The following is a 25,545-nucleotide window of genomic DNA, read 5'->3' on the forward strand; positions in this document are numbered from 1 at the left end:
TTATGGCAGCGACCGATACTTTCGACGCGATCGTCATCGGCTCCGGCGTCAGCGGCGGGTTCGCCGCGAAGGAGCTGACCGAAAAGGGCCTGCGCGTCCTGATGCTCGACCGTGGCATCATGGTCGAACATGGCGAGGGCTATCCGTATGACGGGAAGCCCGCCTATGAGGTGCCCGCGCGCAACTCGATGCCGCCCGCGCTGATGGAAAGCGATTATTTCATCACCAAGCACGGCTATGTCACGCCCAGCAATCGCAAGTTCTACAACGACGACCGGCTGAACCCCTATGCCTATGACGAAGGCAGCAAGTTCTACTGGATCCGCCCGGCCGCGGTCGGCGGCAAGTCGTTGATCTGGGGCCGCTGGACGTTCCGCTGGGCGCCCGAGGACTTCGAAGCCAACAAGCGCGAGAACGTCGGCATCGACTGGCCGATCCGCTACGAGGACGTCGAGCCCTGGTACAAATACGTCGAGAATTACATCGGCGTCTCGGGCTCGCGCGAGAATCTGCCGCAGCTGCCGGACAGTGACTTCCAGCCGCCGATGCAGATGAACATCGCGGAGAAGTGGGTGAAGCCGCGGCTCGAATCCAAGTTTCCGGGCCGCAAGCTCATCAACACGCGCCTCACCAACATGACCGAGGACAAGCCCGACCAGAACCGCACGAAGTGTCAGTATCGCAACCAGTGCGGTAACGGCTGTTCGTTCGGCGCGTATTTTTCGACGCAGGCGGTCACGCTGCCCGCGGCGCGGGCAACGGGCAAGCTGACGTTGCGCTCCGACGCGGTCGTCACCAACCTCGAATATGACGCGACGAAGAAGCGCGTCACCGGCGTACGCTACGTCGATGCCAAGACCGGGCAGGCGCAGGTCGTGAAGGCGCGCATGGTGTTCCTGTGCGCCTCGGCACTCGCCTCGGTGCAGATCATGATGAACTCGAAGCGTCCCGACGGGCGCAGCTGGTTCGACAGCAGCGGCACGCTCGGCAAATATGTGATGGACCACATCTTCCGCGTCAGCATCGGCGGCAATATCCCGGGGATGACCGAGTACATCGAATATGGTCGCCGCCCGGGCGGGGTCTACATCCCGCGCTTCCGCAACGTTGGCGGCGAAGAAGGCGTCGGGTTCAAGCGCGGCTATGGCTATCAGGGTTCGGCCTATCGCTCGCCTGCTGGCCCGGTCGGCTTCGGCAAGTCGATGAAGGAGGGAATGCGCAAGTACAACAACTGGCAGTTCGGGATGACCGCGTTCGGCGAGTGCCTGCCGTACGAGGACAACCGCGTCTCGCTGCATCCCACCAAGGTCGATCGCTTCGGCGTGCCGCTGATGGTGTTCAACGTCACCTTCCGCGACAACGAGCTGAAGATGATGGCCGATGCACGCGAGCAGGGCGAGGCGATGCTGCGCGGCGCCGGGCTGACTGACGTGCAGAGCCGCGAGGGCGAGCACGTTCCCGGCGATGCGATTCACGAAATGGGCGGTGCGCGCATGGGCGCCGATCCGCGCACCTCGGTGCTCAACAAGTGGAACCAGGCGCACGACGCGCCGAACCTGTTCGTTACCGACGGCGCGCAGATGGCGTCGGTGGCGTGCGTCAATCCGTCGCTGACCTTCATGGCGCTGACCGCGCGTGCCTGTGACAATGCGGTCAAGCTGATGAAGGCTGGCACGATCTAAGGCCGCGCCTTGCCGCCGCCATCATCGCGCCGCACACGGGTGGCGGAAGCCCGCCCCACGCGGCGCGATGACGGACGGCGCCGGGCTTCTGCATGAGCGAACGTCGCCGCCAAGGCGTCACGATCCGCGCCGTTGCCGAGCGTGCGGGCGTCTCGGCGATGACCGTCTCCAACGTCATCAACCGCGCCGGACGCGCCAGCCCAGCGACGGTCGCCGCAGTCCATGCCGCGGTCGCCGAACTCGGCTATGTCCCCAACGTCGTCGCGCGTCGGCTCGCGCGGGCGCGCGCAACGACGGTTGGGCTGCTCTACAGCGGGGCGCGCGCGCCGTTCCTCGACGCCATCCTCGTCGGCGCGCTGCGCGCCACCAATGCGCGTGGGCTGCAATTGCTGCTTCACGAGGAAGCCCCCGGCACCCCCGACGCCGCCGAAGCTGCGGCGCGTTCGCTCGCGCGCGGCGGTGCCGACGCGCTGTTGCTGGTACCGCCCTTCGCCGAATTACTGCGCGACTCGCCGGTGCTTCAGGACCTCGCGCTACCCGTCGCGGCGATCGCGATCGGCCATGTCATGCCCGGTATCGCGACGGTGCGGATCGACAATCGCGCCGCAATGGCGGAGCTGACTGCGTTGCTGATCGCGCGCGGCTATCGTCGGATCGCGCTGATCGCGGGCAACCCCCGCCACTCGGACAGTGCGCCACGCGTACAGGGCTATCACGACGCACTCGCCGCGCGCGGCATCGCCGCCGACCCGTCGCTGGTGATCGAGGGGCGCTTCGACCGAAGCTCGGGCGAGGAAGCGGCGCGGACGCTGCTGACCGGCGCGACGCGACCTGATGCGATCATGTGCAGCAACGACGACATGGCCGCCGGGGTGATCGCCGAGGCGCACCGGCGCGGGCTGGTGCTTCCGCGCGACCTTGCCGTCACTGGCTTCGACGATACCACGCTGGCGGCGCGGATCTGGCCGCCGCTCACCACCGTCCGCCAGCCCGCCGAAGAGATGGCCTTCCGCGCCGCCGAACGACTGATCGGCACCGGCGACGGCGACGAAGCCGCCAGCGACATGATCGTCCCGCACGCGATCATCGAACGCGAGTCGACACCCGGGCGATAGGAGTCGACTATCCGTACCCGGGGTGACCTACGAAGCTGGCCACATCCGGCTTCAGCGTTGAATTTCGTCGTTGCAGCCCTCTCAGGGATGCACCCGCCCCGCCAGCACCGGTTCGTCGAGGTCGATCGCCTCGCGCCTCAGCCGATTGCGCTTGTGCTTCCCCACATGGGCGACGCCCTTCACCGCATCGCCGATCAGCATGAACGGGTCTGTCGCCTCGCCCGGTCGCTCACAACAGCTGCCCGGCGCGATGGCGGTCTGCACCCCGCGCACCAGCGCAACCACCGGTCCGAGAATGTTGAACCCGATCTGACACCCGCCGGATCGCGCCGCGCACGGCCCGGATTCGGCAGCCAGCGCGCCCATTCCCCTCATGTCGCGATTGACCGGGCGTGGCCGCGACGAAACCGCCTCGTTCGGCAAGGGCAGCGTCTGCGACGGCAGTGGATCGGCGCACACCACCACCTCGCCCTGTTCGCTACTGCGGGCGCACGGCTCGTCGCCCACTGGCGCGAGAATCGATCGCCGTGTCGGCACCGCCGGGGCTGCGGCCTGCAACAGGATCGCAACGATCAGCATCGCCGCGCATCCTGCTGGGCCGCATGGGCGCGGTCAACCGACCGCGCGCCGTTTCGGGTCAGGGACGCAGCGCGGTGTCGTCGCGGTCGTCGAGATCGTCCGTGGCGACGTTGCCGTCGTCGAACTCGGCCTGCACCTCGTCTTCCGCGACGTCGCTGTCGTCGGCATCGACGTCGCCGTCCTGCCGCGCGACCTCGCCGTCGGTCATCAATAGCTCGTCCTCATCCTCGGCATCGTCGTCGGCGCCGATGTCGGGTTCGAGATCGACGATGATCGTCCCGTCGCCCGGCCCGTCGCGCGTCGCCTCGAGGATTTCGGCGCGCTGGCTCTCGTCGTAGCCGTCCTCGTCATAGCCATCGTCGCCCGAGCCCTGACCGTACACCTGATGCCCGCCCATCGCGCAGCTCCTCCAATCGTTACGCCGATCGAACGGCAGACTCACCCCGCCGGTTCCGGCCGCTGGCGTCCCGAGCGCGGAGCGCTTACCTAGGATGTTCAGAATCACGGACGAATGACCATGCTCGACACCCCAACCGCCCCCGATACCGCAGCCGTGCCGACGCTCAGCCTCGCCGATCAGACACACGATCCCGACGCCTTCGCCGCCGCGCTGGGCGGGTCGTTCGAACGGTTCGGGTTCGCGATCGTCGCTGATCATGGCGTGCCCCAGCCGCTGATCGACCGTGCCTGGGCGGAAACCGCCGAGCTGTTCGCGCTGACCGAGGAAGAAAAGCGCCGCTATCACACGCCGGGCGGCGGCGGTGCGCGCGGGTACACCCCGTTCAAGACCGAGATCGCCAAGGACGCGCGCCACGTTGACCTCAAGGAATTCTGGCACGTCGGGCGCGAGCTGCCGCAGGGTCATCGCTACGCCGCCGAAATGGCCCCCAATATGTGGCCCGAACGCCCGGCCGGCTTCCGCGATACCTTCATCGAGCTGTTCGCGGCGTTCGACCGTGCCGGCGACCGGCTGTTGTCCGCGATCGCACGCCATCTCGGCCTTGCGCCCGACTGGTTCGACCCGGCGGTCAAGGACGGCAATTCGGTGCTGCGCCTGCTCCACTATCCGCCGATCCCCGCCGATGCGGAGGGGGTGCGCGCCGGCGCGCACGAGGATATTAACCTCATCACGCTGCTGCTCGGCGCCGAGGAGGCCGGGCTCGAGCTGCTCGATCGCGCCACGGGTCAGTGGCTCGCGGTCAAGCCGCCGGAGGGCGCGATGGTCGTCAACGTCGGCGACATGCTGCAGCGGCTGACCAACCACGTCCTGCCGTCGACCACGCACCGCGTCGTCAACCCGCCGCCCGAGCGCCGCGGCCACTCGCGCTACTCGATGCCGTTCTTCCTGCACCCCGCGCCCGATTTCCTGATCGAAACGCTGCCGCAGACGATCACCGCCGCGAACCCGAACCGCTACCCCGAGCCGATCACCGCCAACGGTTACCTGCACCAGCGGCTGGTCGAGATCGGGCTCATCAAGGCATGAGGGACCTGTCCGGGATCATCAGCGGCGCGATCCGCCTCGATACCGATGCGGACGTGTCGGGGATCGTCAGCGGCGACATCGTCGTGGCGACCGATTGTCGCGTCACGATCTCGGGCATGGTGCGCGGCGACGTGACCGCCGAGCCGGGGGCCGAGGTGACGATCACCGGCATCGTCAACGGCGCGGTCCATGCCGAGGGCGCAACCGTGCATGTGACGGGGATCGTGACGCTGCGGTGAGCGAGCGTCCGTCATTGCGAGCGTAGCGACGCAATGACGTCGGACGCTTAGGCCGTCCGCTCCGGTACCGCCGCGGCATCCGCGGCGATCGACGTCGCCGGCGCCAGCGCTTCCCACGGGAACACGAACCAGTCCTTGGTCACCGCGCGGTCGATCGTGCGCGCCGCAAGGTCGACCTTCGCCGCCGAGCCGCGATTGTCGATCAGCGTCGCGAAGCGCATCGCCCCCGCGGTCGCGCCCGCCTGCTCCAGCAACTCGCGCAGCTTCGCGATGGTGCGGCCCGAATCATTGATGTCGTCGACGAACAGCAGCTTCTGGCCCTCCCGGGTCAGCATCGCCAGCCGTTCGATCACGGGTGCGGCACGCGTCGCGTCCTGCGTCGAATAATCCACCGACTGCATCGGCAGCCCGGCCGCATGGCTGAGGTACACCGCGGGCACCAGTCCGCCGCGTCCTATCCCCACCAGCAGGTCGGGGCGCCAGGCGGTGTCGCGCGCGATCTTCGCGGCGAGCGTCCGGACATCGGCAATCAATTCGGCATGGGTGACGGCGGTAAGGATCGGCATCACGATCCCCTACACGACCGCCGCCGCCATGCCATAGCCCGCGCCGGCTATTTTCCGTCGAAGCCGCTCGGCGCCGGCGACACCGTCACCGCCTCGCCCCCGCGAACTTCCTGTACCTCCAGCGCGCGCTCGGCGACATTGTCGCGACCGAAGCGGAACGCGCCGTCGATCCCCGCGAACCCGTCCGCGTCGCGCAGCCGGCCTTCGGGAAAGGGCGAGCCCGGTCGCCACTCGCGCGCGATCCGCACGACCAGCAACACCGAATCATAGCCGAGGCTCGACAACCGGTACGGCGCGGCATTGAAGCGCGCGCGATAATTTCGCGCATATTGGCGATACAGCGTGTTCGGCACGCTCGCGAACCACGCGCCGTTCAGCACCGCCGACGATCGCGCCGCGCCGTCCGAATTCCACAGCTCGGTGCCCAGGATCTGCGTCGACGGGCTGTTGCGCCGGATCAGCGGCACCGCCGCGGTCGCGGTCGCCGCGCTGTCGGCGATCAGCACCGCCCCGAACGGCGCATCCTTGGCCATCCGCTGCACCGCGCTGCCCAGCGCGCCGCTGCCGCGGTCATAGGTCTGGAGCGACACCACGCGCCCGCCGGCCTGCTCGACCGCGCGCAGGAACGCGGTCGAGGCGCGGCTGCCGTACAGCGCATTGGGGACAATCCCGCCGAAATTGTCGATCCCGCGCCCGCGGGCATAAGCGACGACGCGCTCGATCGCCTGCGCCGGCGCATAGCCGAGCACATAGGCACCGTTGCCCGCCACGCCGGTATCGTTCGAGAACGACAGCACCGGCACCTTCGCCGCGCGCGCGATCGGCGCGACCGCGCGGACGTCCTCCGCGAGCAGCGGCCCGAGGATCAGCTGCGCGCCCTCGCGGATTGCGCGGCTCGCCGCCGCTGCCGCACCGGTCGCGGTGTCATAGCTGGTGATCCGCACCTGCTGGTTGCGCGTGTCGAGCAGCGCGAGCTGCGTCGCATTGGCCAGGCTGCGCCCGACCCCGGCGTTGCTGCCCGTCAGCGGCACCAGCAGCGCGACGCGGTTGCGTGCGGCGTCCTGCGGCAACCCGGTCACCACCTCCGGCGCGGTCTCGCGCGGCGGCGGCGCCGGCTGTGCGCTGGGTGCGGGCTGCACCGGCCCGCGCGGCACCACCGTCGAACAGGCCGCGAGCAACAGCGCCCCCGCGACCGTGATGACGCGCGACATTGCGCTCGACCATTGCGAACGCCCGATCGCCTCTGCCATGACTACTCCCGTGAACCCGTTGACCCCCGGCCTGTACATCGTCGCCACCCCGATCGGCAATCTCGGCGATCTCTCCCCCCGCGCCGCCGAGGTGCTGGCGGGGGCGGACGTGATCGCGGTGGAGGATACGCGCGTCACCGCCGGATTGCTCCGCCACATCGGCACGAAGCGCCCGATGACGCCTTATCACGACCATAATGCCGAGCATGTCCGCCCGCAGCTGATCGCGCGGATGGCCAGCGAGGTGGTGGCGCTGGTCTCGGACGCGGGCACCCCGCTGATCTCCGATCCCGGGTACAAGCTGGTGCGTGACGCGCGGGCGGCGGGGCATCAGGTCGTCACCATCCCCGGCCCGTGCGCCGCGATCGCCGCGCTGACGCTCGCCGGGTTGCCGACCGACCGCTTCTTCTTCCTCGGCTTCCTGCCGGCCAAGGAACAGGCACGCGCGACCGCCATCGCCGAGGTGGCGGCAGTACGCGCGACGCTGGTGATCTACGAATCCGGACCGCGCCTGTCGGCGTGCCTGTCCGCGCTCGCGGCCGGGCTCGGCGATCGCGAGGCGGCGGTGACGCGCGAGATCACGAAGAAATTCGAGGAGGCGGTTACCGGCACGCTCTCGACGCTTGCCGCGCGCTATGCCGATGCGCCGCCCAAGGGCGAGATCGTTGTCGTCGTCGCGCCCCCCGACCCACCCGCGCCGGCCGCGATCGAAGATGCGGATGCGGCACTCGCCGAGGCGCTTACCCGCCTCCCCGCGTCCAAGGCGGCGGGCGAGGTCGCCAAGGCGTTCGGCGTCGACCGCAAGGCGCTCTACGCCCGCGCGCTGGAGATGAAGGGCGAGTGAGCCGATGTCGCGCCCGACCGTCAGGCCGGGCGCGATCGCGGATCAGAAGTTGGCGCTGACCGAGAACTGGATGTACCGGCCATAGATGTCATAGAAATTGACGGGCGAATTCTGCCAGCCGTTGATGGAATAGGTGTTGTTGCCGCCCCGCGCCGGGATGATCGGCGGATCCTTGTCGAGCAGGTTGTTGATCGCGACGCCCAGGGTCATGCGCTTGGCGATATTCACGTTCGCCGCCAGATCGAAGTAGCTATAGGCCGGAATCCGCGCGAACGTATTCTGCACCTGCCCCTTCAGCAGCGTTCCGCTGCGCGTGGCCGAGATGTAGCGCCAGTTGCCCGAAATCTGGAACAGCCCGTCCTGCCCGGTCAGGGTCGCGCGCAGGTTGTGCCGCCACTTGGGGATCGGATTGCCCACGCCATCGCCGAAATAGCCGACGCTGCCGCTCTGGTTTGACACGGAGGCTGCACTGGTGACCAGCCCGCCGTTGAAGTCGGCCGCCAAGCTGCCGACCGACCTGACCGGAAGGTCGTAATGCGCCTGGAAGTCATAGCCGGTCGTGCCGATCTTGTTGGGCACGTTGAGCACCAGCGAGCTGAGATAGCCGTTGCTCGGGCTGTCGACACTGCCGAACAGCGTGCCGTTGCCGTTGCGGACGAACTGCTGGCACGAAATGCGGTTCAGGTCGCTGGGATCGGTCGCATAGGCGATGCAGTTGTTGACGATCGTGTCCTGATCCAGCCCGACGATCTGGTTGGTGTAGCGGATTTCGTACCGATCGACCGACAGGCTGAAGCGCGGCAGGAAGCGCGGCGTCACCACAAGACCGTAGGTCAGGGTGTTGGCGGTTTGCGGCCCCAGCTTCGGATCGACCGCCCCGGTACGATAGAGACAGCCCGCGTCGGGGCAGACCAGCGCGGCGCTGCCATAGGTCGATGGCTGGAATCCCGGCTGCAGCGCGCAGGCCGATTGGCTGGCCAGCGGCGCACCGCCGTTCGGGTTGGCCCCGCACGGATCGACGAAGTTGATGTTGCGGTTGTAGTTGATGCTCTCGGTCGCCTCGAACACGTTCGGCGCGCGCGAGGCGAAATTGCGCGCGACGCGGAACCGGATGTCCTCCACCGGCGCCCAGGTGCCCTCCAGCTTCCACGTGCTGAAGAAGGTCCGCGTCGAGGTATCGTAGTTGGACGCGCGATAGCCGCCGCTGAAGCCCAGCAGGTGCGTCCACGACTGGTCCTGGATCAGCGGGATCTGGATTTCGCCGGCCAGCTCCTTGGCGGTCTGCGTGCCGCGCGACGACGATGACGGGTTGGGCGTGCCCTGGATGATCGAATTATAGTCGGCGCTGGTGAAGTTCGTCGCGACGTCGCGGCGGAACTCGGCACTCAGGCTGATCTGCACGCCGTCGGTCGCCAGCGGCGAGCGGACGCCGTAATGGCCCAGGTCGCCGCTCAGGTTCGCCTGCACGTCGGCGAAATAGCTCACGTTCCGGGTCGGCCCGTTCGGCGCATACTGGAAGATGTAGTTGTACGCGGCCGGATCGCCCGAATTGCCGCGGAAGATGTCGAGCGGCACGCAATTGGGGTCGGTGCCGTTGACCTTGGACACGCACGTCGGCACGCCGTTGACGTTGACGACGTTGAGCGCCCTGGCGATGTTGGTCGCCGACGGGTCCCAGTTGCGGTTGATCGCGCTGCCCACGATCGCCTTCGCCCACACGCCGCCGACGTCATAGTGCCACGCCTCGGCGAAGTCGCCGCGGACGCCCAGTGTTGCGCGATTATAGACCTGACGATAGTCGATCGTGCGGGTCGGGAAGCGGGCGAAGCGATAGCCGAAGTCGATCGGCACCGTCGCCGACGTGCCCGCCTGCGCGCCGCACAGCACCTGCGCTTGCTGCGCCGACATCAGCGGGTTGTTGCAGTTCAGCTGATAGCCGTCGTCGCCGTTCATCCCCTCGCCGATCGTCGCCGGGATGTACGTGCCCTGGCTGGTGTTGCGGGTGTACATGAAGCTGCCGTACAGTTCGGCCCAGTCGGTCGCCTTGAACGACAGGAAGCCGCCGGCATTGTAGCGTTCGTTGCCGCGCAGCATCTGATAGCTGCTGTCCATGCGGTTTTGACGGTCGGTGGTCGCGTTCTGGGTGTTGCTGTAGGGGCGGAACACGCGGCTATCGCCATCGCGCGCATTGGTCTGCGGCGTACCGCCCAGCTTGTAGATATAGCCGAACCGCGAATAGAGCGTGCTGTCGCAGCTCAGCGCACCGTCGATGCCCGCCTGCAACAGGTGGCAGGCCTGCGTCGAACGCGACGTGTAGGGCAGATTGTCGGTATGGCGGTAGCTGAAATAGCCGGTCAGCGACAGGCGATCGTCGAACAGCCGCGTACCGGCGGCGACGTTGATCGTCGCGCGCGCGCCGTCGTTGGTCAGCCCCAGCGGCACGTCGAACCCGCGTGACTGCGCGGTGGCGGTCACGATGTTGCGCCGGTTCATATGGTTGAAGAAGCCGTAATTGGCGTCGACCTGGACGCCCTTGAAATCTTTCTTCAGCACGAAGTTGACCACGCCGGTCAGCGCGTCGGGGCCATAGACTGCGGCGGCGCCGCCGGTCAGCACGTCGACCCGCTGCACCAAGGCCGGCGGGATGGCATTGACGTCGGTGGCCACCTGGCCGCCCAGTCGCTGCCCGTCCAGCAGGACCAGCGCCGCGGCGCCCGACCCGCCGATGTTGCGCAGGCTGACCCGCGCGGTGCCGTTGCCCTCGTCGTCGGCCTGAGGATTGTACGGCACGACCTGCGGAAGGCGGTTCAGCACATCTTCGATGTTGACCGCGGCGCTGAGCTTTATCTCCTGCGCGGAAATCGCCTGGATCGGCGCGGCCGAGGCGAGGTTCGGATTGACGATCCGCGAGCCGGTGACGACGACGTCGCCCGATCCGGTGTCCGATGACTGGCTGCGTTTGTCGGCGTCCAGCCGCGCATCCTCGCGCTCGGCATTCTGCCGGCTCTCGCTCTTGGCGGCATCGGCGCCCGTATCGACTGCCTGGCCGGCCTGTGCAGCGGCAGGTGCCGCGCATGCAATGGCAAGCGAGCTTGCCGCCACAAGAAAAGCAACGTTTCTCAAGTAATTATCCCCCCGTTTGAGCTTTGCAGCTCGTCCCCGTGTCGGCGGGCAGCGACTTTACGCCTTCCCGCTCTTTTATCAGTACAAACTCTTTTTGCGGACTTGGCAATGGTACGATACCAAATTGCTCAATCCTTTCCGCGTCCGCACAAGTAAGTCGTTGTTATTTCATCAATTGCCGACGAACGACTTGCGCAGTTCCATCGTCCCTGCAGACCGTTGGCAAGAACAAGCGACCTGCTCCACCTCGTGCACTGGCACCGGCGAACGTCACATCAGCGGCTCGTCTGGCTGCATTTGACGAGCGCTTCCCGACTTCACCCCGACCGTGCGTGACGCTCGGCGGACAAGCCCGGATTTCGAAGCAAGTTCGGATGGCGGCCGGAGGGCGATGAGTGCAGTTGCCCCGACACCGGCAACACCCTACGACAATGCTTAATACCAATGGCGTACCGGAGAACGACATGACCCGCCGCATCGGCCTGCCCCTGCTGGTCGCCACGCTCCTGTCGTCCACCCCGCTCGCCGCGCAGGTCGCGACCCGCCCCGCAATCTTCCCCGCGCCCACCGAGCTGACGCTCGGTGCCGAGACGATGGTGCTGGGCCGCCATGTCACGTTGGTCGCCGCGCCCGGCACCGACGCCGTCACCGTGGCGCTCGCCAGCCAGATCCTTCGCACCGCCGGTGTAGAGACGATCGCCACCGCGCACCGCCTCGATCGCGCGCCGACGCAGCCGCAGATCGTCCTCGGCCTCGCCGATGCCGCCATCGTCCGCACCGCGCTGGCCGGCACCACCGCCGACGCGGCGCGCGAAGGCTATACGCTGACGATCGCCCCGGCGACGAACACGATCACGCTCGCCGGGCAAGACGCGGACGGCCTGTTCCACGCGGTCCAGACGCTCCGCCAGCTCGTCCGGCGCCCCACCCTCCCCGCGCTGGTGATCCGCGACCACCCCGCGATGCCGGTGCGCGGGACGATCGAGGGCTTCTACGGCAAGCCCTGGACGATGGCCGAGCGCACCCGCCACCTCGACTTCCTCGCGACCGTCAAGGCCAACACCTATGTCTACAGCCCGAAGGACGATCCCTATGCGCGCGACCGCTGGCGCGAGCCCTATCCCGCCGAGACGCTGACGCAGCTCGGCACGCTGGCGGCGGCGGCGACGCGCAATCACGTCGACTTCGTCTATGCGATCTCGCCGGGGCCGAGCATCTGCTTCTCCGCCCCCGCCGATCTTCAGGCGCTGCGCACCAAGTTCGACGCACTGCGCGCGATCGGCATCCACCGCTTCTACGTCGCGCTCGACGACATCGAATATAAGAAGTGGAATTGCGACGCCGACCAGGCCGCATTCGGCCCCTCGGGCGCGGGCGCCGCGGGCAAGGCGCAGGCGCAATTGCTCAATGCGGTGCAGGCCGACCTGACGCGCCGCGATCCCAAGGCGCCGCCGCTGATCATGGTGCCCACCGAATATTACGACGCCAAGGAGACGCCCTACAAGGCGTCGCTGCGCGACACGCTCGATCCCAGGGTGGTGGTGCAATGGACCGGCACCGATGTCGTGCCGCCCGCGATCTCGATCCCCGATGCAAAGGCCGCGACCAAGGCATTCGGACGCAAGACGCTGTTGTGGGACAATTATCCGGTCAACGATTTTGCGCAGACCACCGGGCGGCTGCTGATGGCGCCCTATACGCGCCGCGAGGCCGGGCTGGCGGGCGAGCTGACCGGCATCCTGTCCAATCCGATGAACCAGGAAGCGCCCAGCCGCGTCGCGGTCACCGGCGTGCTGGCGTTTGCGTGGAACGACAAGGACTATGACGCGCAGCGGACGTGGCACTGGTCGGCGCGCGAGCTGGCCGGTGGCGATCCGCACGCGACCACGGCGTTGCTGACCTTCTTCGACACGCAGCACATGGCCCCGACCTTCGGCAGCCAGCCGTGGCAGGAACAGGCCCCCCGGCTCCACGCGCTGCTCACCCGCATCCGTGAGGCACTTGCGGACGGCGACGCCGACGCGCGCGCGCAGGCGATCGCCGACCTCACCCGCGCCGCCGACGACCTTGCCGCCGCCCCCGACACGATCCGCGCCGGCGTGGCCGACGCGTCCTTCACCGAACAGGCCCGCCCGTGGCTCGACGCGCTCGCGCTCTGGGGCCGCTCGCTGCAACAGACCGCCGCCGGCCTCGCCGCCGCCGACGCGCGCAGCCCCGCCGCCGCGCGCTACTTCGCCGACGCGCAACGGCTGGCAGCCGAGGCGGCGGCGGTCAGGACCATCCCCGGCGCCACCCGTTTCGACGGCACGATCCGCATCGCCGATGGCGTACTCGACCGCTTCGTCGACGACGCACCCGGCCTGATCAGGGACGCTACGCCGCGACCCTAATCGTGTTTCGCCCCGCCTTTTTCGCATCGTAGAGCGCTACATCTGCGCGCTGCACGACATCGTCCAGGCTTTCGCCCGCTCGTGCCGAAGCCACCCCGATGCTCAAGCCGATCAGCAGGATCGATTGCGCATCGATATTCAGGGGGGCCGCTTGGATGTGCTGCCGGATTTGCCCGGCGGTGGCGATGGCGGCGTCGAGATCCGCGCCGGGCACCAGCACCACGAACTCGTCACCGCCCATCCGCCCGATCACTCCGGCGTCGCCCACGGCGGCGCGAAGTTCTGCCGCCAGATGCTGCAAGGCGCGATCGCCGACCAGATGTCCCCAGCGATCGTTGACGGACTTGAAATGATCGAAGTCGATGACGATCAGACCGGCCGCCGAACGTTCGAGTATCGATGTCGCGGCCTCCTCGAAGGCGCGCCGGTTATGGACCCCGGTCAGATGATCATAGGTTGCACGCAGCGTCATCTCGCGATCGTGCGCATCCAGCCGTGCCGCCAGCCGCGCCCGCGCGGTCACCTCTGCGGCCACTGGCAGACACGTCAGCAACAGCAGCGCGAGGAACACTTGCAGCAGATGCGCCTGCTCCGCCGGATCGTCGGTGATCATCGCCACTGGACCATGCCCGTGCATCGTGGCGATACCGCCGATGATCGCCACGATCATCACTGCCGCCTTGGTTCCGACATGGCCTACGCGGAAGGTGACCAGCATCAGCGGCGGGAACAGCAAGAACAGGCTCGGCCGCGGAGCGACGATGAACACCTGATAGCCGACCAGTCCCACGAGCAACAGCAACCCGAAGCCTTCGGCCCGTCTCGACCAGGTCTTGCGCTGCAGGCAGAGCAACAGATCGCCCTGAAACGCCGACAGCAGGAATGGCGTAAAAACCAGCAGACCCAGCCCGTCGCTCGCTACCCAACTGACATACGATTTCAGCAACGGCTCGCCGAAGAAGTAGCAAGCAGTCACGCTGCCGAACACCCCACTGATCGCCGGCGCGATAAGTCCCGCGATAAGGATGAACTGGATGACCGCCGACGTCGTTTGTAAGACGCCCTCTTCATCGGCGCATCGCCGCAGGAGTGCGACGACAAGCGCGACCTCGATCATGTTGGTCGCCCCGTACAGCATCGGTCCGGCCAGCGTTCCGCGTGTGATCTGGTTGGCGGCGAGATTGGCCAGGAAACCGGCGGAGAGTACCGGTGTCCACCGCGGCCGCTCGTCGGCCAACAACAGCGCGACCAAGATCGCGTTTGCTGGCCAGAATGCCGCAATATCGCGTCCGTTGCTCGTCAGGTGGATCGTCGAGGCGGCAGCGATGAAATACAATCCGCCCGCCGCCAGAAACAGCCGGGTGACATCCTTCGCGATCTCTGCTGTCCGCATCGCACCCTCCGGGGTCCAATAGCATCCAGGTTAGTAAATAAATGCTTAATCCCGTGGTTCTTCAAACGGGTGCACCAGCGGCATAGGTGGGGTGAAGCATCCGGCGGCACCCTCCTCGTCACGCCAGCGTCTCAACCTTCGACATTTGCGGGCTTGCCGCCACGACCCACTGCCGCCATCCTCACCCTCGATGCGCCCGCCCCGCCCCCGCTCCACCGCCACCCGCCGCGTCGCGGAGGAAAGCGGCCGGCGCGGCGAGCGGCTGGCGGCCTGGTGGCTGCGGCTCAAGGGCTGGCAGATTCTCGACCGCCGGGTCCGCACGCCCGCCGGTGAGGTCGATCTCGTCGCCAGACGCGGCGCGTTGGTCGCCTTCGTCGAGGTCAAGGCACGCCGCAGCCCCGCCGAACTCGATCACGCGATCGACCAGCGCCGCCTCGCGCGCGTCGCCGCCGCCGCGGAGGTGCTGATGCCGCGCTACGCCGCCGCGGGCGAGGACATCCGCGTCGACGTGATCCTGCTCGCTCCCGGCACGCGCCCGCGGCATATCGAGAATGCGTGGATCGGCTACTGACAGCCGCGGCCCCGCGCCCTACATCCGCGCCATGACCCAGCCGCCAACCGTCGCCGTCCAGATGGACCCGCTCGATCAGATCAATATCGCGGGCGACAGCACCTTCGCGCTGATGCTCTCGGCGCAGGCGCGCGGCCACCGGCTGTTCCACTATACCGCCGATGCGCTCAACTATCGCGACGGGCGCGTCTGGGCGAAGGCGCATCCGGTGACCGTGCAGCGGCCGGAAAAAGGAGGGGCGGGCGATCACTTCCGCTTCGGCGAGCCGGTCGCGCTCGATCTCGGCGACGAGGCCGACGTGGTGCTGATGCGACAGGACCCGCCGTTCGACCTCGGCTACATCACCGCCACGCACCTGCTGGAGCGGATTGCGGACCGGACGCTGATCGTCAACGATCCGGTCAGCGTCCGCAACGCCCCCGAAAAGGTGTTCGTGCTCGATTATGCGCGCTTCATGCCGCCGACGCTGGTGACACGCTCGCTCGACGAGGCGCGCACGTTCCTCGCCGAACATGGCGAGATCGTCGTCAAGCCGCTCCACGGCAACGGCGGCAAGGCGATCTTCCACGTCCGCGCCGCGGGCGAGAACCTCTCGGCACTGATCGAGGTGTTCAACCAGACGTGGCGCGAGCCGCACATGGTGCAGGCGTTCCTCCCCGCGGTGGCGAAGGGCGACAAGCGCATCGTGCTGGTCGACGGCGAAGTCGCGGGCGCGATCAACCGCTTGCCCGGCGAAGGCGAGATCCGTTCGAACCTCGCGGTCGGCGGCTCGGCGCAGAAGACCGAACTGACGCCGCGCGAGCGCGAGATCTGCGACGCGCTCGGCCCGGAGCTGAAAAGGCGCGGGCTGATCTTCGTCGGGATCGACGTGATCGGCGGCGAGTGGCTGACCGAGATCAACGTCACCTCGCCGACCGGGATCGTCGCGATCGAGACATTCGACGGCACTGATGTCGCCGGGCTGATCTGGAATGCGGTCGATCGCCGGCTGAAGGAACGCGCGCGCTGACGGAGCCGTTGCCGCGATTGTGACTGACTTCATCATCCACTGGATCGTCGCGGGCGGCTATCTCGGCATCTTCCTGCTGATGGCGCTGGAGAATGTCGTCCCGCCGATCCCGTCCGAGGTCATCATGGGGCTGGGCGGGATCGCGGTCGCGCGCGGACAGATGGATATCGTGCCCTTGCTATTGTGGGGCACCGCCGGGACCACGGCGGGCAACGTCTTCTGGTATGCGATCGGGCGGCGACTCGGCTATGCGCGCTTCCGCCCCTTCGTCGAGCGGCACGGCCGCTGGCTGACGATGGAGTGGAGCGACGTCGAGCGCGTGCGCGGCTTCCTCCACGATCACGGCGGCTGGGTGATCTTCGTCTTCCGCTTCATGCCGACGTTCCGCACGATGATTTCGCTGCCCGCCGGCATGGCGGCGATGCCGATGCCGCGCTTTCTGCTGATGACCTTTGCGGGCAGCATCATCTGGAACGGCGTGCTGGCGGGCGCGGGCTTCTATCTCGGCAGCCGTTTCGCCGAACTGGATCGTTACGTCGGGCCGTTCGGGATCGCACTGACGGTGCTGGCGCTCGCGTGGTACGGCTGGCGCGTCGCGACATGGAAACCGCGCGGCTGACCCCCCACTCCGTCGTTCCCGCGAGGGCGGGAATGATCTACCCCCGCGGATGCGCCGCCCGGTACACATCCAGCAGATGCGCCGCATCCACCCCGGTATAGACCTGTGTCGAACTCAGGCTCGCATGCCCCAGCAATTCCTGCAGCGCGCGCAGGTCCGCCCCGCGCCCCAGCAGATGCGTTGCGAAGCTATGCCGCAACGCGTGCGGCGTCGTTCGCTCCGACAGGCCCAGCCGCGCCCGCGCCGCACGCACCCGCGTCCGCACGATCCCGCCATCCAGCGCCCCGCCGCGCACCCCGCGGAACAGCGGCGCCTCGCGCGACATCGGCCACGGCACCTTCGCCGCATATTCCTCTATCGCGGCGCGCACCGGCGGCAACACGGGCACGATCCGCGTCCGGTCGCGCTTTCCGGTGACGCGCAACGTCTCGCCCAGCGGCAGCACCGCGCCCGTCAGCGCCAGCGCCTCGCCGATCCGCAGCCCCGCGCCGTACAGCAGCAGCAGCACCGCCCAGTCGCGCGCCGCCACCCACGGCTCGTCGCTTTCCTCCATCACGTCGGTGGCCAGCGCCACTGCCTCGTCCGGGGAGATCGGGCGCGGCACGCCTTTCTTCACGCGCGGCCCCTTCATCCGCGGCGCCGCACCGACACCGCCTGCCCACTCGAGGAACCCGCGCACCGCCGACAGTTCGCGCGCCGCCGACGCATTCGACAATCCGTTGCCCCGGCGGTGCGCCAGATAGGCGCGCACGTCTCCGGCAGTGACACGCGACAGCGCGGCACGGTCCAATTTTTCGCCCCAATGCGTTCCCAGGAACGTCAGCAAGCGCTCCGCCGTGGACCGATAGGCGCGCACGGTATGCTCCGACCGACGCCGGTCGCGCGCCAGATGCACCGACCATTGGACCGGCAGCGGTAGCGGGGCCGACAAATCGCTCACCCCGTCGCATCTCTCGCGCATGAAAGGAAATGGCAAATCAAAATTAACGTTATCGCCGCTACATGACCGACATGACGCCTGACCTGCCCTGCTATGATCGCCCTGCCGAAACGGCGCGCGCCGCGGCGTTACAGGCACTTGCACTGCTCGGCACCGCGCCGGAGCGCGAGTTCGACGCGCTGGTCGCGCTCGCGGCCGAACTGCTCGGCTGCTCGACAGCGCTGCTGAACCTGGTCGACAACGATCGATTGTTCGTGAAGGCGCGGACGACGCCAGGCGCGATGACCTTCGCGCGCGATACCGCCTTTTGCGACCGCACCGTCGTCGACGATCGCATGACCGTGATCGACGATACGCTGGATGACGAGCGGTTCCGTCATAGCCCGCTCGTGACCGATGTCGGCGTGCGCTTCTATGCGGGTGCGCCCTTGCGTGTCGCCGATCCCGACGGCGTACGCCGCGCGGTGGGCACGCTGTGCGTCGTCGATAGCGTCCCGCGCTCCGCCGATCCGCGCGAGCTTGCCGCACTGGCCCATCTCGCCACGCTTGCCGAGGCGCTGCTGGAGGCGCGTCGCACCGCGCTGAAGGCGATCCATATCGCGACCACGGGAGAGGAACTGGTCACCCGCCTTGGCCGGCAGGACCGCATCTTTCGGCAGGCCGAGCAGATCGCGGCGATCGGATCGTGGCGGCTGTCTATCGACGAACGGCGGCTCGAATGGTCGGACAATGTGTACCGCATTCACGGCTTGCCGGTCGGGCATAAGCCGCTGCTCGACGATGCGATGCGCTTCTACCCCGAACACAGCCGCGACATCGTGCAAACCGCCCTTGCCGATGCAGTGGCGAATGGCACGCCGTTCTCGATCGAGACCGACTTCCTCACAGCCGATGGCCGGGCGCGACGCGTGCGCGCGATGGGGGATCCCGAAATCGTCGACGGCCGGGTCGTCGCGATGGTCGGCGTGTTCCAGGACGTGACCGAACGCTACGCGCTCGAACAGCAGCTACGCCGCTCCGCCGACACCGACGCCCTGACGGGAATCGCGAACCGTGCCGCCTTCGATCGGGAGCTGCAGGCGGCGATGACGCGTGCCCGTCACGACCGTACGCCGCTTCATCTCGCGCTGATCGATCTCGACGGGTTCAAGGCAATCAACGACACGCTGGGGCATGGCGCGGGCGATGACGTGCTGCGGCTGACCGGCAAGGCGCTCAGCGAGCCCTGGCTGATGGGCAGCGTCGCGGCGCGGATCGGCGGCGACGAATTCGCGGTGATCGTCGAGCATCCGGCCTTGCTGGCCGACATCGCCGGCTTGCACGGGCGGCTGGAGGCGGCGCTCCACATCTCGGTCGAGGCGTCCGGCGTGACGATGAACAGCGCCGGCTCGGTCGGGATCGCGCCGTTCGACAACGATTGTCATTCGCTCCGCGACTTCGCGCGCCGCGCCGACGCGATCCTCTACTCCGCCAAGCGCGCACGCGTCGGCATGCCCTACGTCCGCCGCGTCGCCTGAGCGGCGCGGCGCGGACGTAGGCACACGCGCCGCTTCCCTCCGACTCGCGTGCGCCCCATATGGGCGGCAATGTCCTCCCGCGCGCGCGTCATCGTCCTGAACTCCGCCCTCGGCCCGCTCGATTACCGGGTGCCGCATGGCATGAGCGTGGAGCCGGGATCGGTGGTCGTCGCGCCGCTCGGCCCGCGCCAGTTGCTCGGCGTCGCCTGGGAGGCGGAACGGATGCCGTCCGATGCCGAGGTCGGCGACAATCGCCTTCGCAACCTGCTCGCGGTCGCCGACGTGCCGCCGCTGCGCGCGCCGCTGCGGCGACTGATCGAATGGACCGCCGATTATTATCTCGCCCCGCCCGCCGCGGTGGTGCGGATGGCCTTATCCTCGACCGCCGCGCTGGAGGGCGGGCGCAGCGTCGTCGAATATCGCGCCACCGGCCATGTCCCCGAACGGCTGACCGCGCAGCGTGAACAGGCGCTGGAGCGGATCGGCGACCGGCAAGGGTTGATCCGCGAACTGGCAACGATCGCCGATGTCAGCGACGCGGTGATCCGCGGGCTGGTCAAGGCCGGCGCGCTCGACGGCGTACCGGTCGACATCGACAGCCCCTATCCGGTCCCCGACCCCGATCATGCGCCGCCGACATTGTCCGACGACCAGCGCGCCGCCGCCGCGACGCTGGTCGACGGCGTCACCGCCGCCGCCTTCCGCCCGACCCTGCTCGACGGCGTCACCGGTTCGGGCAAGACCGAAGTCTATTTCGAGGCGGTCGCTGCCGCGATCCGTTCGGACAGGCAGGTGCTGGTGCTGCTCCCCGAGATCGCGCTGACCGAGCCATTCCTGAAGCGCTTCCACGACCGTTTCGGCTGCGAGCCGGTCGCGTGGCACAGCGGCTTGCGCGCGACGCAGCGCCGCCGTGCGTGGCGCGCGATCGCCAGCGGCGCGGCGCGCGTGACGGTCGGCGCGCGCTCGGCGCTGTTCCTCCCTTACGCCAATCTCGGGCTGATCGTCGTCGACGAGGCGCACGAGACCAGCTTCAAGCAGGAGGACGGCGTCCATTATCACGCGCGCGACGTTGCGGTGATGCGCGGGCTGTTCGAGGCGTGCCCGGTGATCCTCGCCAGCGCCACCCCGGCGATCGAGACGCGGCATCAGGTCGCGCTCGGCAAATATGCCGAGGTCAAGCTGCCCGGCCGCTTCGGCGTCGCGCAGATGCCGACGATCGAAGCGATCGACCTGATCGCCGAGCCGCCCGAGCGCGGCCGCTGGATCAGCCCGCGGCTGGTCAAGGCGATGGATGCGGCGCTGGAGCGGCGCGAACAGTCGCTGCTGTTCCTCAACCGCCGCGGCTATGCCCCGCTCACCTTGTGCCGGACGTGCGGGCATCGCTTCCAATGCCCCAATTGCACCGCCTGGATGGTCGAGCATCGCCTCACCCGCCGCCTCGCCTGCCACCATTGCGGGCATATCGAGCCGGTGCCGCGACTGTGCCCCGAATGCCAGAACGAGGATACGTTGGTCGCATGCGGCCCCGGCGTCGAGCGGATCGCCGACGAGGTCGCGGCGCTGTTCCCGGCGGCGCGCACCGCGATCGTCACCTCCGACACGATCTGGAGCCCTGCCAAGGCCGCCGAATTCGTCGCGCGGATGGAGGCGGGCGACATCGACATCGTCGTCGGCACGCAATTGGTGACGAAAGGCTATCACTTCCCCAATCTGACGCTGGTGGGGGTGATCGACGCCGATCTCGGGCTCGACGGCGGCGATCTGCGCGCCGCGGAACGCACCTTCCAGCAGATCCGGCAGGTGTCGGGGCGCGCCGGGCGCGGCACCAAGCCCGGTCATGTCTATATCCAGACGCACAATCCGAAGGCGCAGGTGATGCAGGCGTTGGTCACCGGCGATGCCGACGCCTTCTATGCGGCGGAAACCGAGGCGCGCGAGGATGCTGGCGCGCCGCCGTTCGGCCGCTATGCCGCGATCATCGTATCGAGCGAGGATCAGGGCGCGGCGCATGACACCGCGCGCGCGATCGGCCGCGCCGCGCCGCGTGTCGACGGCATGGAGGTCTATGGCCCCGCCCCCGCGCCGCTGGCGATGCTGCGCGGGCGGCACCGTTTCCGGCTGCTCGTCCATGCGCGCCGCGCGCTCGACGTGCAGGACGTGATCCGCGACTGGCTCGGCGGAGTGGAATGGCCGGCGAAAGTGCGCGTCGCGGTCGACGTCGACCCGTATAGTTTCCTGTAGCCCCGCCGCCCCGGACTACCTCCCCACACGCACCCACAAGGCAGTCGCATCGTCGCTCGCCTTGAACCGCGGATAGCGTGTGCAGGCCGCATCGCTCCGCTCGATCGCGCGCAGCTCGCCGCCCAGCGCCGCCAGCCCGCGCGACCGCAGCGCCGCCATCAGTCCGGCCGCATCGTAGGCGGCATAGGAATCTACCAGCGCCGCCATGCCGTCGCTCATCAACAGCAGATCGTCACCCGCTGCGATCGCGACCCCCGCCGTCTCGATCGCCCGTGCGCTCTCGCCCGCATCGACGCTTAGTACCTTTTGCCCAGGTCGCGCCCGCGCGGCGCGGCGGTCCGCAAGCACCGCCGGGGTACGCAGCTTCGTCGCCCCGACTCCCGGTCCCAGCGCCGCCGCCTGTGCGCTCTCTCGCGCGCGATCGGGCGCGGGCGTGCACCAGGCGACCGTATCGCCGGTCGCGCGCAGCACCGCGCAATCCGCCGCCCAAGCGACCTCCAGCAGGTCGCCGACCAGTTGCACCGCCGCAAAGGACGCGCGCGGCAATTCCCATGCGCCTTCGGGCGCGCGCTGCCGCTGCGCCGCATAGCGCGCCTCGACCGTCGCGAAGACCTGGGCACAGGTCGCGCCGAGGTCATCGCCCGGCCCCGCCGCGAATGCAGCATCGGCGGTCGCCGCCAGCCACGCCGCGCCGCCCTGCGCGCCGAGCAGCCCCGGCGGCGACAGATCGGTCGCGCCGTCGATCACCCACGCAAGCCGCGCGCTGCTCCCCGCGCGATCGTCATTGGGCGTGGTGACGTCGCCGCACAGGCTGAGCGACTGGATCAGGTCGAGATGCATGACCGGGTGCCTACACCCGGATCATGTCACTTTGCCATCAATCCGCGAACAGCAGCACCGGCGTTTCCAGATACGTCTTGAGCGCCTGCACATAGCTCGCCGCGTCCCAGCCATCGACGACGCGATGGTCGCAACTGATCGACAGGTTCATCAGCTTCGCGCGGACGATCTCGTCGCCGCGGAACACCGGGCGCTCGACGATCTTGTTCGGCCCGATGATCGCCACCTCGGGCCGGTTGATGACCGGCGTCGTCGCGATGCCACCGAGCGGGCCGAGCGAGGTGACGGTGATCGTCCCGCCGCCCAGTTCCTGCGGCGTCAGCTTGCTGGCGCGCGCCGCCGCCGCCAGCCGCGCGATCTCGGTCGCGAGCTGCCAGACATTGCGGTCCTGCGCGTCGCGGATCACCGGCACGGTCAGCCCGGCATCGGTCTGCGTCGCCATCCCGACATGGACGCGCCCTGCGCGCGTGACGATACCGGCCTCGTCGTCATAACGCGCGTTGAGCATCGGGAAATCGGGCAAGGTCCGGCACATCGCGACGATCAACAGCGGCAGCAGCGTCAGCTTGGGCCGCTCGCCGCGATGCGCGTTGAGGTCGGCGCGCATCGCCTCCAGCGCGGTGACGTTGATCTCGTCGACATAGGTGAAGTGCGGGATATGCCGCTTCGCCGCCGCCATATTCTCGGCGATGCGCCGCCGCATCCCGATGACGCGCACCTGCTCGTCGTTGCGCGCGCGCGTGGCGTGCGGGGCGTGATAGCCCTGCCCGGCGTTGTAGCGGAGATAGGCGTCGAGATCGGCGTGACGGATACGCTCGCCGTCAGGAACGCGGATCGCGGCGAGGTCGACGCCAAGGTCCTTGGCGCGCGCACGCACCGCGGGGGAGGCGAGCACCGCTCCCCTCTCTGCAAGGGAGGGGCTGGGGGTGGGTTTGATCTGCGAGGAACGGTCATGGGATTCGGGGTTCGACGGGGCGTTATGCTCGGAGTTCGCGTCGTTGGACACATGACCCACCCCCGGCCCCTCCCTTGCAGGGAGGGGAGAAGCTTCCTCGACGCCGGGGTTCTCCGCCTCCAGCGTCGCTTCGTCGGTGGCGGGGGCAGCAACCTCGCCCGACTCCTCCGTCTCGATCACCACCAGCGGCGCACCGATCGACACCTGGTCGCCGACCGCCCCCGCGATCTCTACCACGACGCCCGCCACCGGCGATTCCATCTCGACGGTCGCCTTGTCGGTCATCATGTCGGCAAGGCTCTGGTCCTCCTCGACCCGGTCGCCGACCGCAACGTGCCACGCGACGATTTCCGCCTCGGAAATGCCCTCGCCGATGTCCGGCAGCTTGAAGGTGAAACGCGTCATCTGCCTTAGTCCTTCAGGATTTTCTTGAGCGCCTGCCCGATCCGCACCGGTCCGGGGAAATAGGCCCATTCCAGGCTGTGCGGGTACGGCGTGTCGAAGCCGGTGACGCGCTCGACCGGCGCTTCCAGGTGATAGAAGCACCGCTCCTGCACCAGCGCCGCCAGCTCCGCGCCGAACCCGCTGGTGCGCGTCGCCTCATGGACGATCATGCAGCGCCCGGTCTTCTTCACGCTCGCCTCGATCGTCTCGATGTCGAGCGGGACGAGCGTGCGCAGGTCGACGATCTCGGCATCGACCCCGGTATCGGCGACCACCTGCGCGCAGACATGCACCATCGTGCCATAAGCGAGCATCGTCACCGCCTCGCCCGCGCGCACGACATTCGCCTTACCGAGCGGGATCTTATAGTAACCAGTCGGCACATCGCCGCCGGGATGCTTCGACCAATTCTCCGCCGGGCGATCCCAATGGCCGTTGAACGGTCCGTTGTAGATGCGCTTCGGCTCGAAGAAGATCACCGGATCATTGTCCTCGATCGCCGCGATCAACAGCCCCTTGGCGTCATAGGGTGTCGAGGGAATGACGGTCTTCACCCCCGAGACGTGCGTGAAAATCCCCTCGGGCGACTGCGAATGCGTCTGCCCGCCAAAGATCCCGCCGCCGAACGGCGAGCGCACCGTCAGCGGCGCAGTGAACTCGCCGCCCGAGCGATAGCGCAGCCGCGCCGCCTCGCTGACCAATTGGTCGAGCGCGGGATAGATGTAATCGGCGAACTGGATCTCGGGCACCGGGCGCAGGCCATAGGCGCCCATCCCGACCGCGACGCCGATGATCCCGCATTCGGTGATCGGCGTGTCGAAGACGCGGGTCTTGCCGTATTTCTTCTGGAGCCCCGCGGTCGCGCGGAACACCCCGCCGAAATAGCCGACATCCTCGCCCATCACGACGATCGCCGGATCGCGCGCCATCGTCACGTCCATCGCGGAATTGATCGCCTGGATCATGTTCATGCGGGTGGTGGTGTCGTCCACCGCTTGTTCGATCGTAACGCTCATCCAACCCACTCCGTCATTCCCGCGCCGGCGGGAATCCAGAACCTCCGACCTTCCGGCCCTTGCGAGGACCTGCGCGTCTGGAACCGCGCTTTCGCGGGGATGACGGCAGGGCGTGATGCGACGCCGCTCACTTCCGGTCCCACGGCCGGCCGCTCGCGGTTTCCTCGTCGATCATCATCTGGCGCTGCTCGCGCAAATGCCACGGCATTTCCTCGAACACCCCGTCGAACAGCGAGTCGAGCGGCTGGCGAAGCCCGTGCCCGAGCACGCCGTTCTTCTCGGCCTCCTTTTGCGCCGCCTTCACCTCTTCCGCCACTTCGCGGTCCATATCGGCCTGCCGCGTGTCGTCCCATTCGCCGATCGCGACCAGATGGTCGCGCAAGCGCCGGATCGGGTCGCCGAGCGGCCAGGCATTCGGCTCGCCGGCCGAGCGATATTGCGTCGGATCGTCGGAGGTCGAATGGCCTTCGGTGCGATAGGTGAAATGCTCGATCAGCGTCGGCCCGGCATTGGTGCGCGCGCGCTCGGCGGCCCAGGCGGTCGCGGCATACACCGCCAGCGCGTCATTGCCGTCGACACGCAACCCCGCGATCCCGTACCCGACCGCGCGCGCCGCGAAGGTCGTCGCCTCCGCGCCCGCAAAGCCCGAGAAGCTGCTGATCGCCCATTGGTTGTTGACGACGTTGAAGATCACCGGCGCGCGATAGACGGTCGCGAAGGTCAGCG

At 68.2% G+C, this 25,545-nt stretch carries 22 protein-coding genes; 11 read left to right on the plus strand and 11 right to left on the minus strand.

The window, feature by feature from the left end:
- The first annotated feature begins 2 nt into the window (after positions 1-2).
- Complete coding sequence (locus AADI75_RS04840; protein ID WP_341207916.1) at positions 3-1,682, plus strand: GMC family oxidoreductase; 1,680 nt, start codon at positions 3-5, stop codon at positions 1,680-1,682.
- Between the two features lie 92 nt (positions 1,683-1,774).
- Positions 1,775-2,797, plus strand: a complete 1,023-nt coding sequence (locus AADI75_RS04845; RefSeq protein ID WP_341207917.1) for a LacI family DNA-binding transcriptional regulator — start codon at positions 1,775-1,777, stop codon at positions 2,795-2,797.
- 81 nt (positions 2,798-2,878) lie between these two features.
- Here the strand turns inward: AADI75_RS04845 and AADI75_RS04850 are convergent, their stop codons facing one another.
- Together AADI75_RS04850 and AADI75_RS04855 are read right to left on the minus strand one after the other, a co-directional pair.
- Positions 2,879-3,376: a hypothetical protein gene (locus AADI75_RS04850; RefSeq protein ID WP_341207918.1), complete on the minus strand. Its 498-nt coding sequence runs from the start codon at positions 3,374-3,376 to the stop codon at positions 2,879-2,881.
- 58 nt (positions 3,377-3,434) lie between these two features.
- On the minus strand, positions 3,435-3,773 hold the full coding sequence (locus tag AADI75_RS04855) for a DNA primase (protein ID WP_341207919.1): 339 nt from the start codon (positions 3,771-3,773) through the stop codon (positions 3,435-3,437).
- Positions 3,774-3,893: 120 nt separating this feature from the next.
- Between AADI75_RS04855 and AADI75_RS04860 the strand changes: the two genes are divergently transcribed.
- Positions 3,894-4,862 (plus strand): 2-oxoglutarate and iron-dependent oxygenase domain-containing protein, encoded by a 969-nt coding sequence (locus tag AADI75_RS04860; protein ID WP_341207920.1) that lies wholly within the window; start codon positions 3,894-3,896, stop codon positions 4,860-4,862.
- Complete coding sequence (locus AADI75_RS04865; protein WP_341207921.1) at positions 4,859-5,101, plus strand: polymer-forming cytoskeletal protein; 243 nt, start codon at positions 4,859-4,861, stop codon at positions 5,099-5,101. The genes AADI75_RS04860 and AADI75_RS04865 overlap by 4 nt, the downstream gene beginning before the upstream one ends.
- Before the next feature lie 47 nt (positions 5,102-5,148).
- On the opposite strand, the gene AADI75_RS04870 is transcribed toward AADI75_RS04865, so the two are convergent.
- Together AADI75_RS04870 and AADI75_RS04875 are read right to left on the minus strand one after the other, a co-directional pair.
- Positions 5,149-5,667, minus strand: a complete 519-nt coding sequence (locus tag AADI75_RS04870) for a phosphoribosyltransferase domain-containing protein (protein ID WP_341207922.1) — start codon at positions 5,665-5,667, stop codon at positions 5,149-5,151.
- A gap of 47 nt (positions 5,668-5,714) precedes the next feature.
- Positions 5,715-6,917, minus strand: a complete 1,203-nt coding sequence (locus AADI75_RS04875; protein WP_341207923.1) for a penicillin-binding protein activator — start codon at positions 6,915-6,917, stop codon at positions 5,715-5,717.
- Here AADI75_RS04875 and rsmI point away from each other — a divergent pair.
- Positions 6,916-7,761 carry a 16S rRNA (cytidine(1402)-2'-O)-methyltransferase gene (gene rsmI / locus AADI75_RS04880; protein WP_341207924.1) on the plus strand — a complete coding sequence of 282 codons (846 nt, stop codon included), beginning with the start codon at positions 6,916-6,918 and terminating at the stop codon, positions 7,759-7,761. The two genes, AADI75_RS04875 and rsmI, sit on opposite strands and share 2 nt — an antisense overlap.
- Positions 7,762-7,803: 42 nt before the next feature.
- Here rsmI and AADI75_RS04885 read toward each other — a convergent pair whose 3' ends face one another.
- Positions 7,804-10,884: a TonB-dependent receptor plug domain-containing protein gene (locus AADI75_RS04885; RefSeq protein WP_341207925.1), complete on the minus strand. Its 3,081-nt coding sequence runs from the start codon at positions 10,882-10,884 to the stop codon at positions 7,804-7,806.
- A gap of 464 nt (positions 10,885-11,348) precedes the next feature.
- Here AADI75_RS04885 and AADI75_RS04890 point away from each other — a divergent pair, with 464 nt between their 5' ends.
- Positions 11,349-13,274: a beta-N-acetylglucosaminidase domain-containing protein gene (locus AADI75_RS04890; RefSeq protein ID WP_341207926.1), complete on the plus strand. Its 1,926-nt coding sequence runs from the start codon at positions 11,349-11,351 to the stop codon at positions 13,272-13,274.
- Here the strand turns inward: AADI75_RS04890 and AADI75_RS04895 are convergent.
- A complete protein-coding gene (locus AADI75_RS04895) occupies positions 13,258-14,667 on the minus strand; it encodes a diguanylate cyclase (RefSeq protein ID WP_341207927.1) in 1,410 nt (469 codons plus the stop codon). The genes AADI75_RS04890 and AADI75_RS04895 overlap by 17 nt on opposite strands.
- Before the next feature lie 190 nt (positions 14,668-14,857).
- On the opposite strand from AADI75_RS04895, the gene AADI75_RS04900 reads away from it, so the two are divergent.
- From AADI75_RS04900 to AADI75_RS04910, 3 genes are read left to right on the plus strand one after another with little or no spacing between them, the layout of a single operon-like run.
- On the plus strand, positions 14,858-15,238 hold the full coding sequence (locus AADI75_RS04900) for a YraN family protein (RefSeq protein WP_028967043.1): 381 nt from the start codon (positions 14,858-14,860) through the stop codon (positions 15,236-15,238).
- Between the two features lie 31 nt (positions 15,239-15,269).
- A complete protein-coding gene (gene gshB, locus AADI75_RS04905; RefSeq protein WP_341207928.1) occupies positions 15,270-16,247 on the plus strand; it encodes a glutathione synthase in 978 nt (325 codons plus the stop codon).
- 19 nt (positions 16,248-16,266) lie between these two features.
- The gene (locus tag AADI75_RS04910) at positions 16,267-16,866 is read left to right on the plus strand and encodes a DedA family protein (RefSeq protein WP_341207929.1); all 600 of its coding nucleotides are present in this window, start codon (positions 16,267-16,269) and stop codon (positions 16,864-16,866) included.
- Between the two features lie 37 nt (positions 16,867-16,903).
- Here the strand turns inward: AADI75_RS04910 and AADI75_RS04915 are convergent, their stop codons facing one another.
- Positions 16,904-17,806 (minus strand): tyrosine recombinase XerC, encoded by a 903-nt coding sequence (locus AADI75_RS04915; RefSeq protein ID WP_341207930.1) that lies wholly within the window; start codon positions 17,804-17,806, stop codon positions 16,904-16,906.
- Positions 17,807-17,868: 62 nt separating this feature from the next.
- On the opposite strand from AADI75_RS04915, the gene AADI75_RS04920 reads away from it, so the two are divergent.
- Positions 17,869-19,323 carry a diguanylate cyclase gene (locus AADI75_RS04920; protein ID WP_341207931.1) on the plus strand — a complete coding sequence of 485 codons (1,455 nt, stop codon included), beginning with the start codon at positions 17,869-17,871 and terminating at the stop codon, positions 19,321-19,323.
- Between the two features lie 69 nt (positions 19,324-19,392).
- Positions 19,393-21,564 carry a primosomal protein N' gene (locus AADI75_RS04925; protein ID WP_341207932.1) on the plus strand — a complete coding sequence of 724 codons (2,172 nt, stop codon included), beginning with the start codon at positions 19,393-19,395 and terminating at the stop codon, positions 21,562-21,564.
- A gap of 15 nt (positions 21,565-21,579) precedes the next feature.
- Here AADI75_RS04925 and AADI75_RS04930 read toward each other — a convergent pair whose 3' ends face one another.
- From AADI75_RS04930 to AADI75_RS04945, 4 genes are all read right to left on the minus strand, one after another.
- Positions 21,580-22,404, minus strand: coding sequence for a hypothetical protein (locus AADI75_RS04930; RefSeq protein ID WP_341207933.1), 825 nt, complete (start codon positions 22,402-22,404; stop codon positions 21,580-21,582).
- 37 nt (positions 22,405-22,441) lie between these two features.
- On the minus strand, positions 22,442-23,764 hold the full coding sequence (locus tag AADI75_RS04935) for a dihydrolipoamide acetyltransferase family protein (RefSeq protein WP_341207934.1): 1,323 nt from the start codon (positions 23,762-23,764) through the stop codon (positions 22,442-22,444).
- A gap of 5 nt (positions 23,765-23,769) precedes the next feature.
- Positions 23,770-24,774, minus strand: a complete 1,005-nt coding sequence (locus tag AADI75_RS04940) for an alpha-ketoacid dehydrogenase subunit beta (RefSeq protein ID WP_341207937.1) — start codon at positions 24,772-24,774, stop codon at positions 23,770-23,772.
- 172 nt (positions 24,775-24,946) lie between these two features.
- Positions 24,947-25,545: thiamine pyrophosphate-dependent enzyme (locus tag AADI75_RS04945; protein WP_341207935.1), on the minus strand; the 599-nt coding region annotated here is incomplete at its 5' end.

Source organism: uncultured Sphingomonas sp. (genome assembly GCF_964021865.1).
Lineage (GTDB): Bacteria > Pseudomonadota > Alphaproteobacteria > Sphingomonadales > Sphingomonadaceae > Sphingomonas.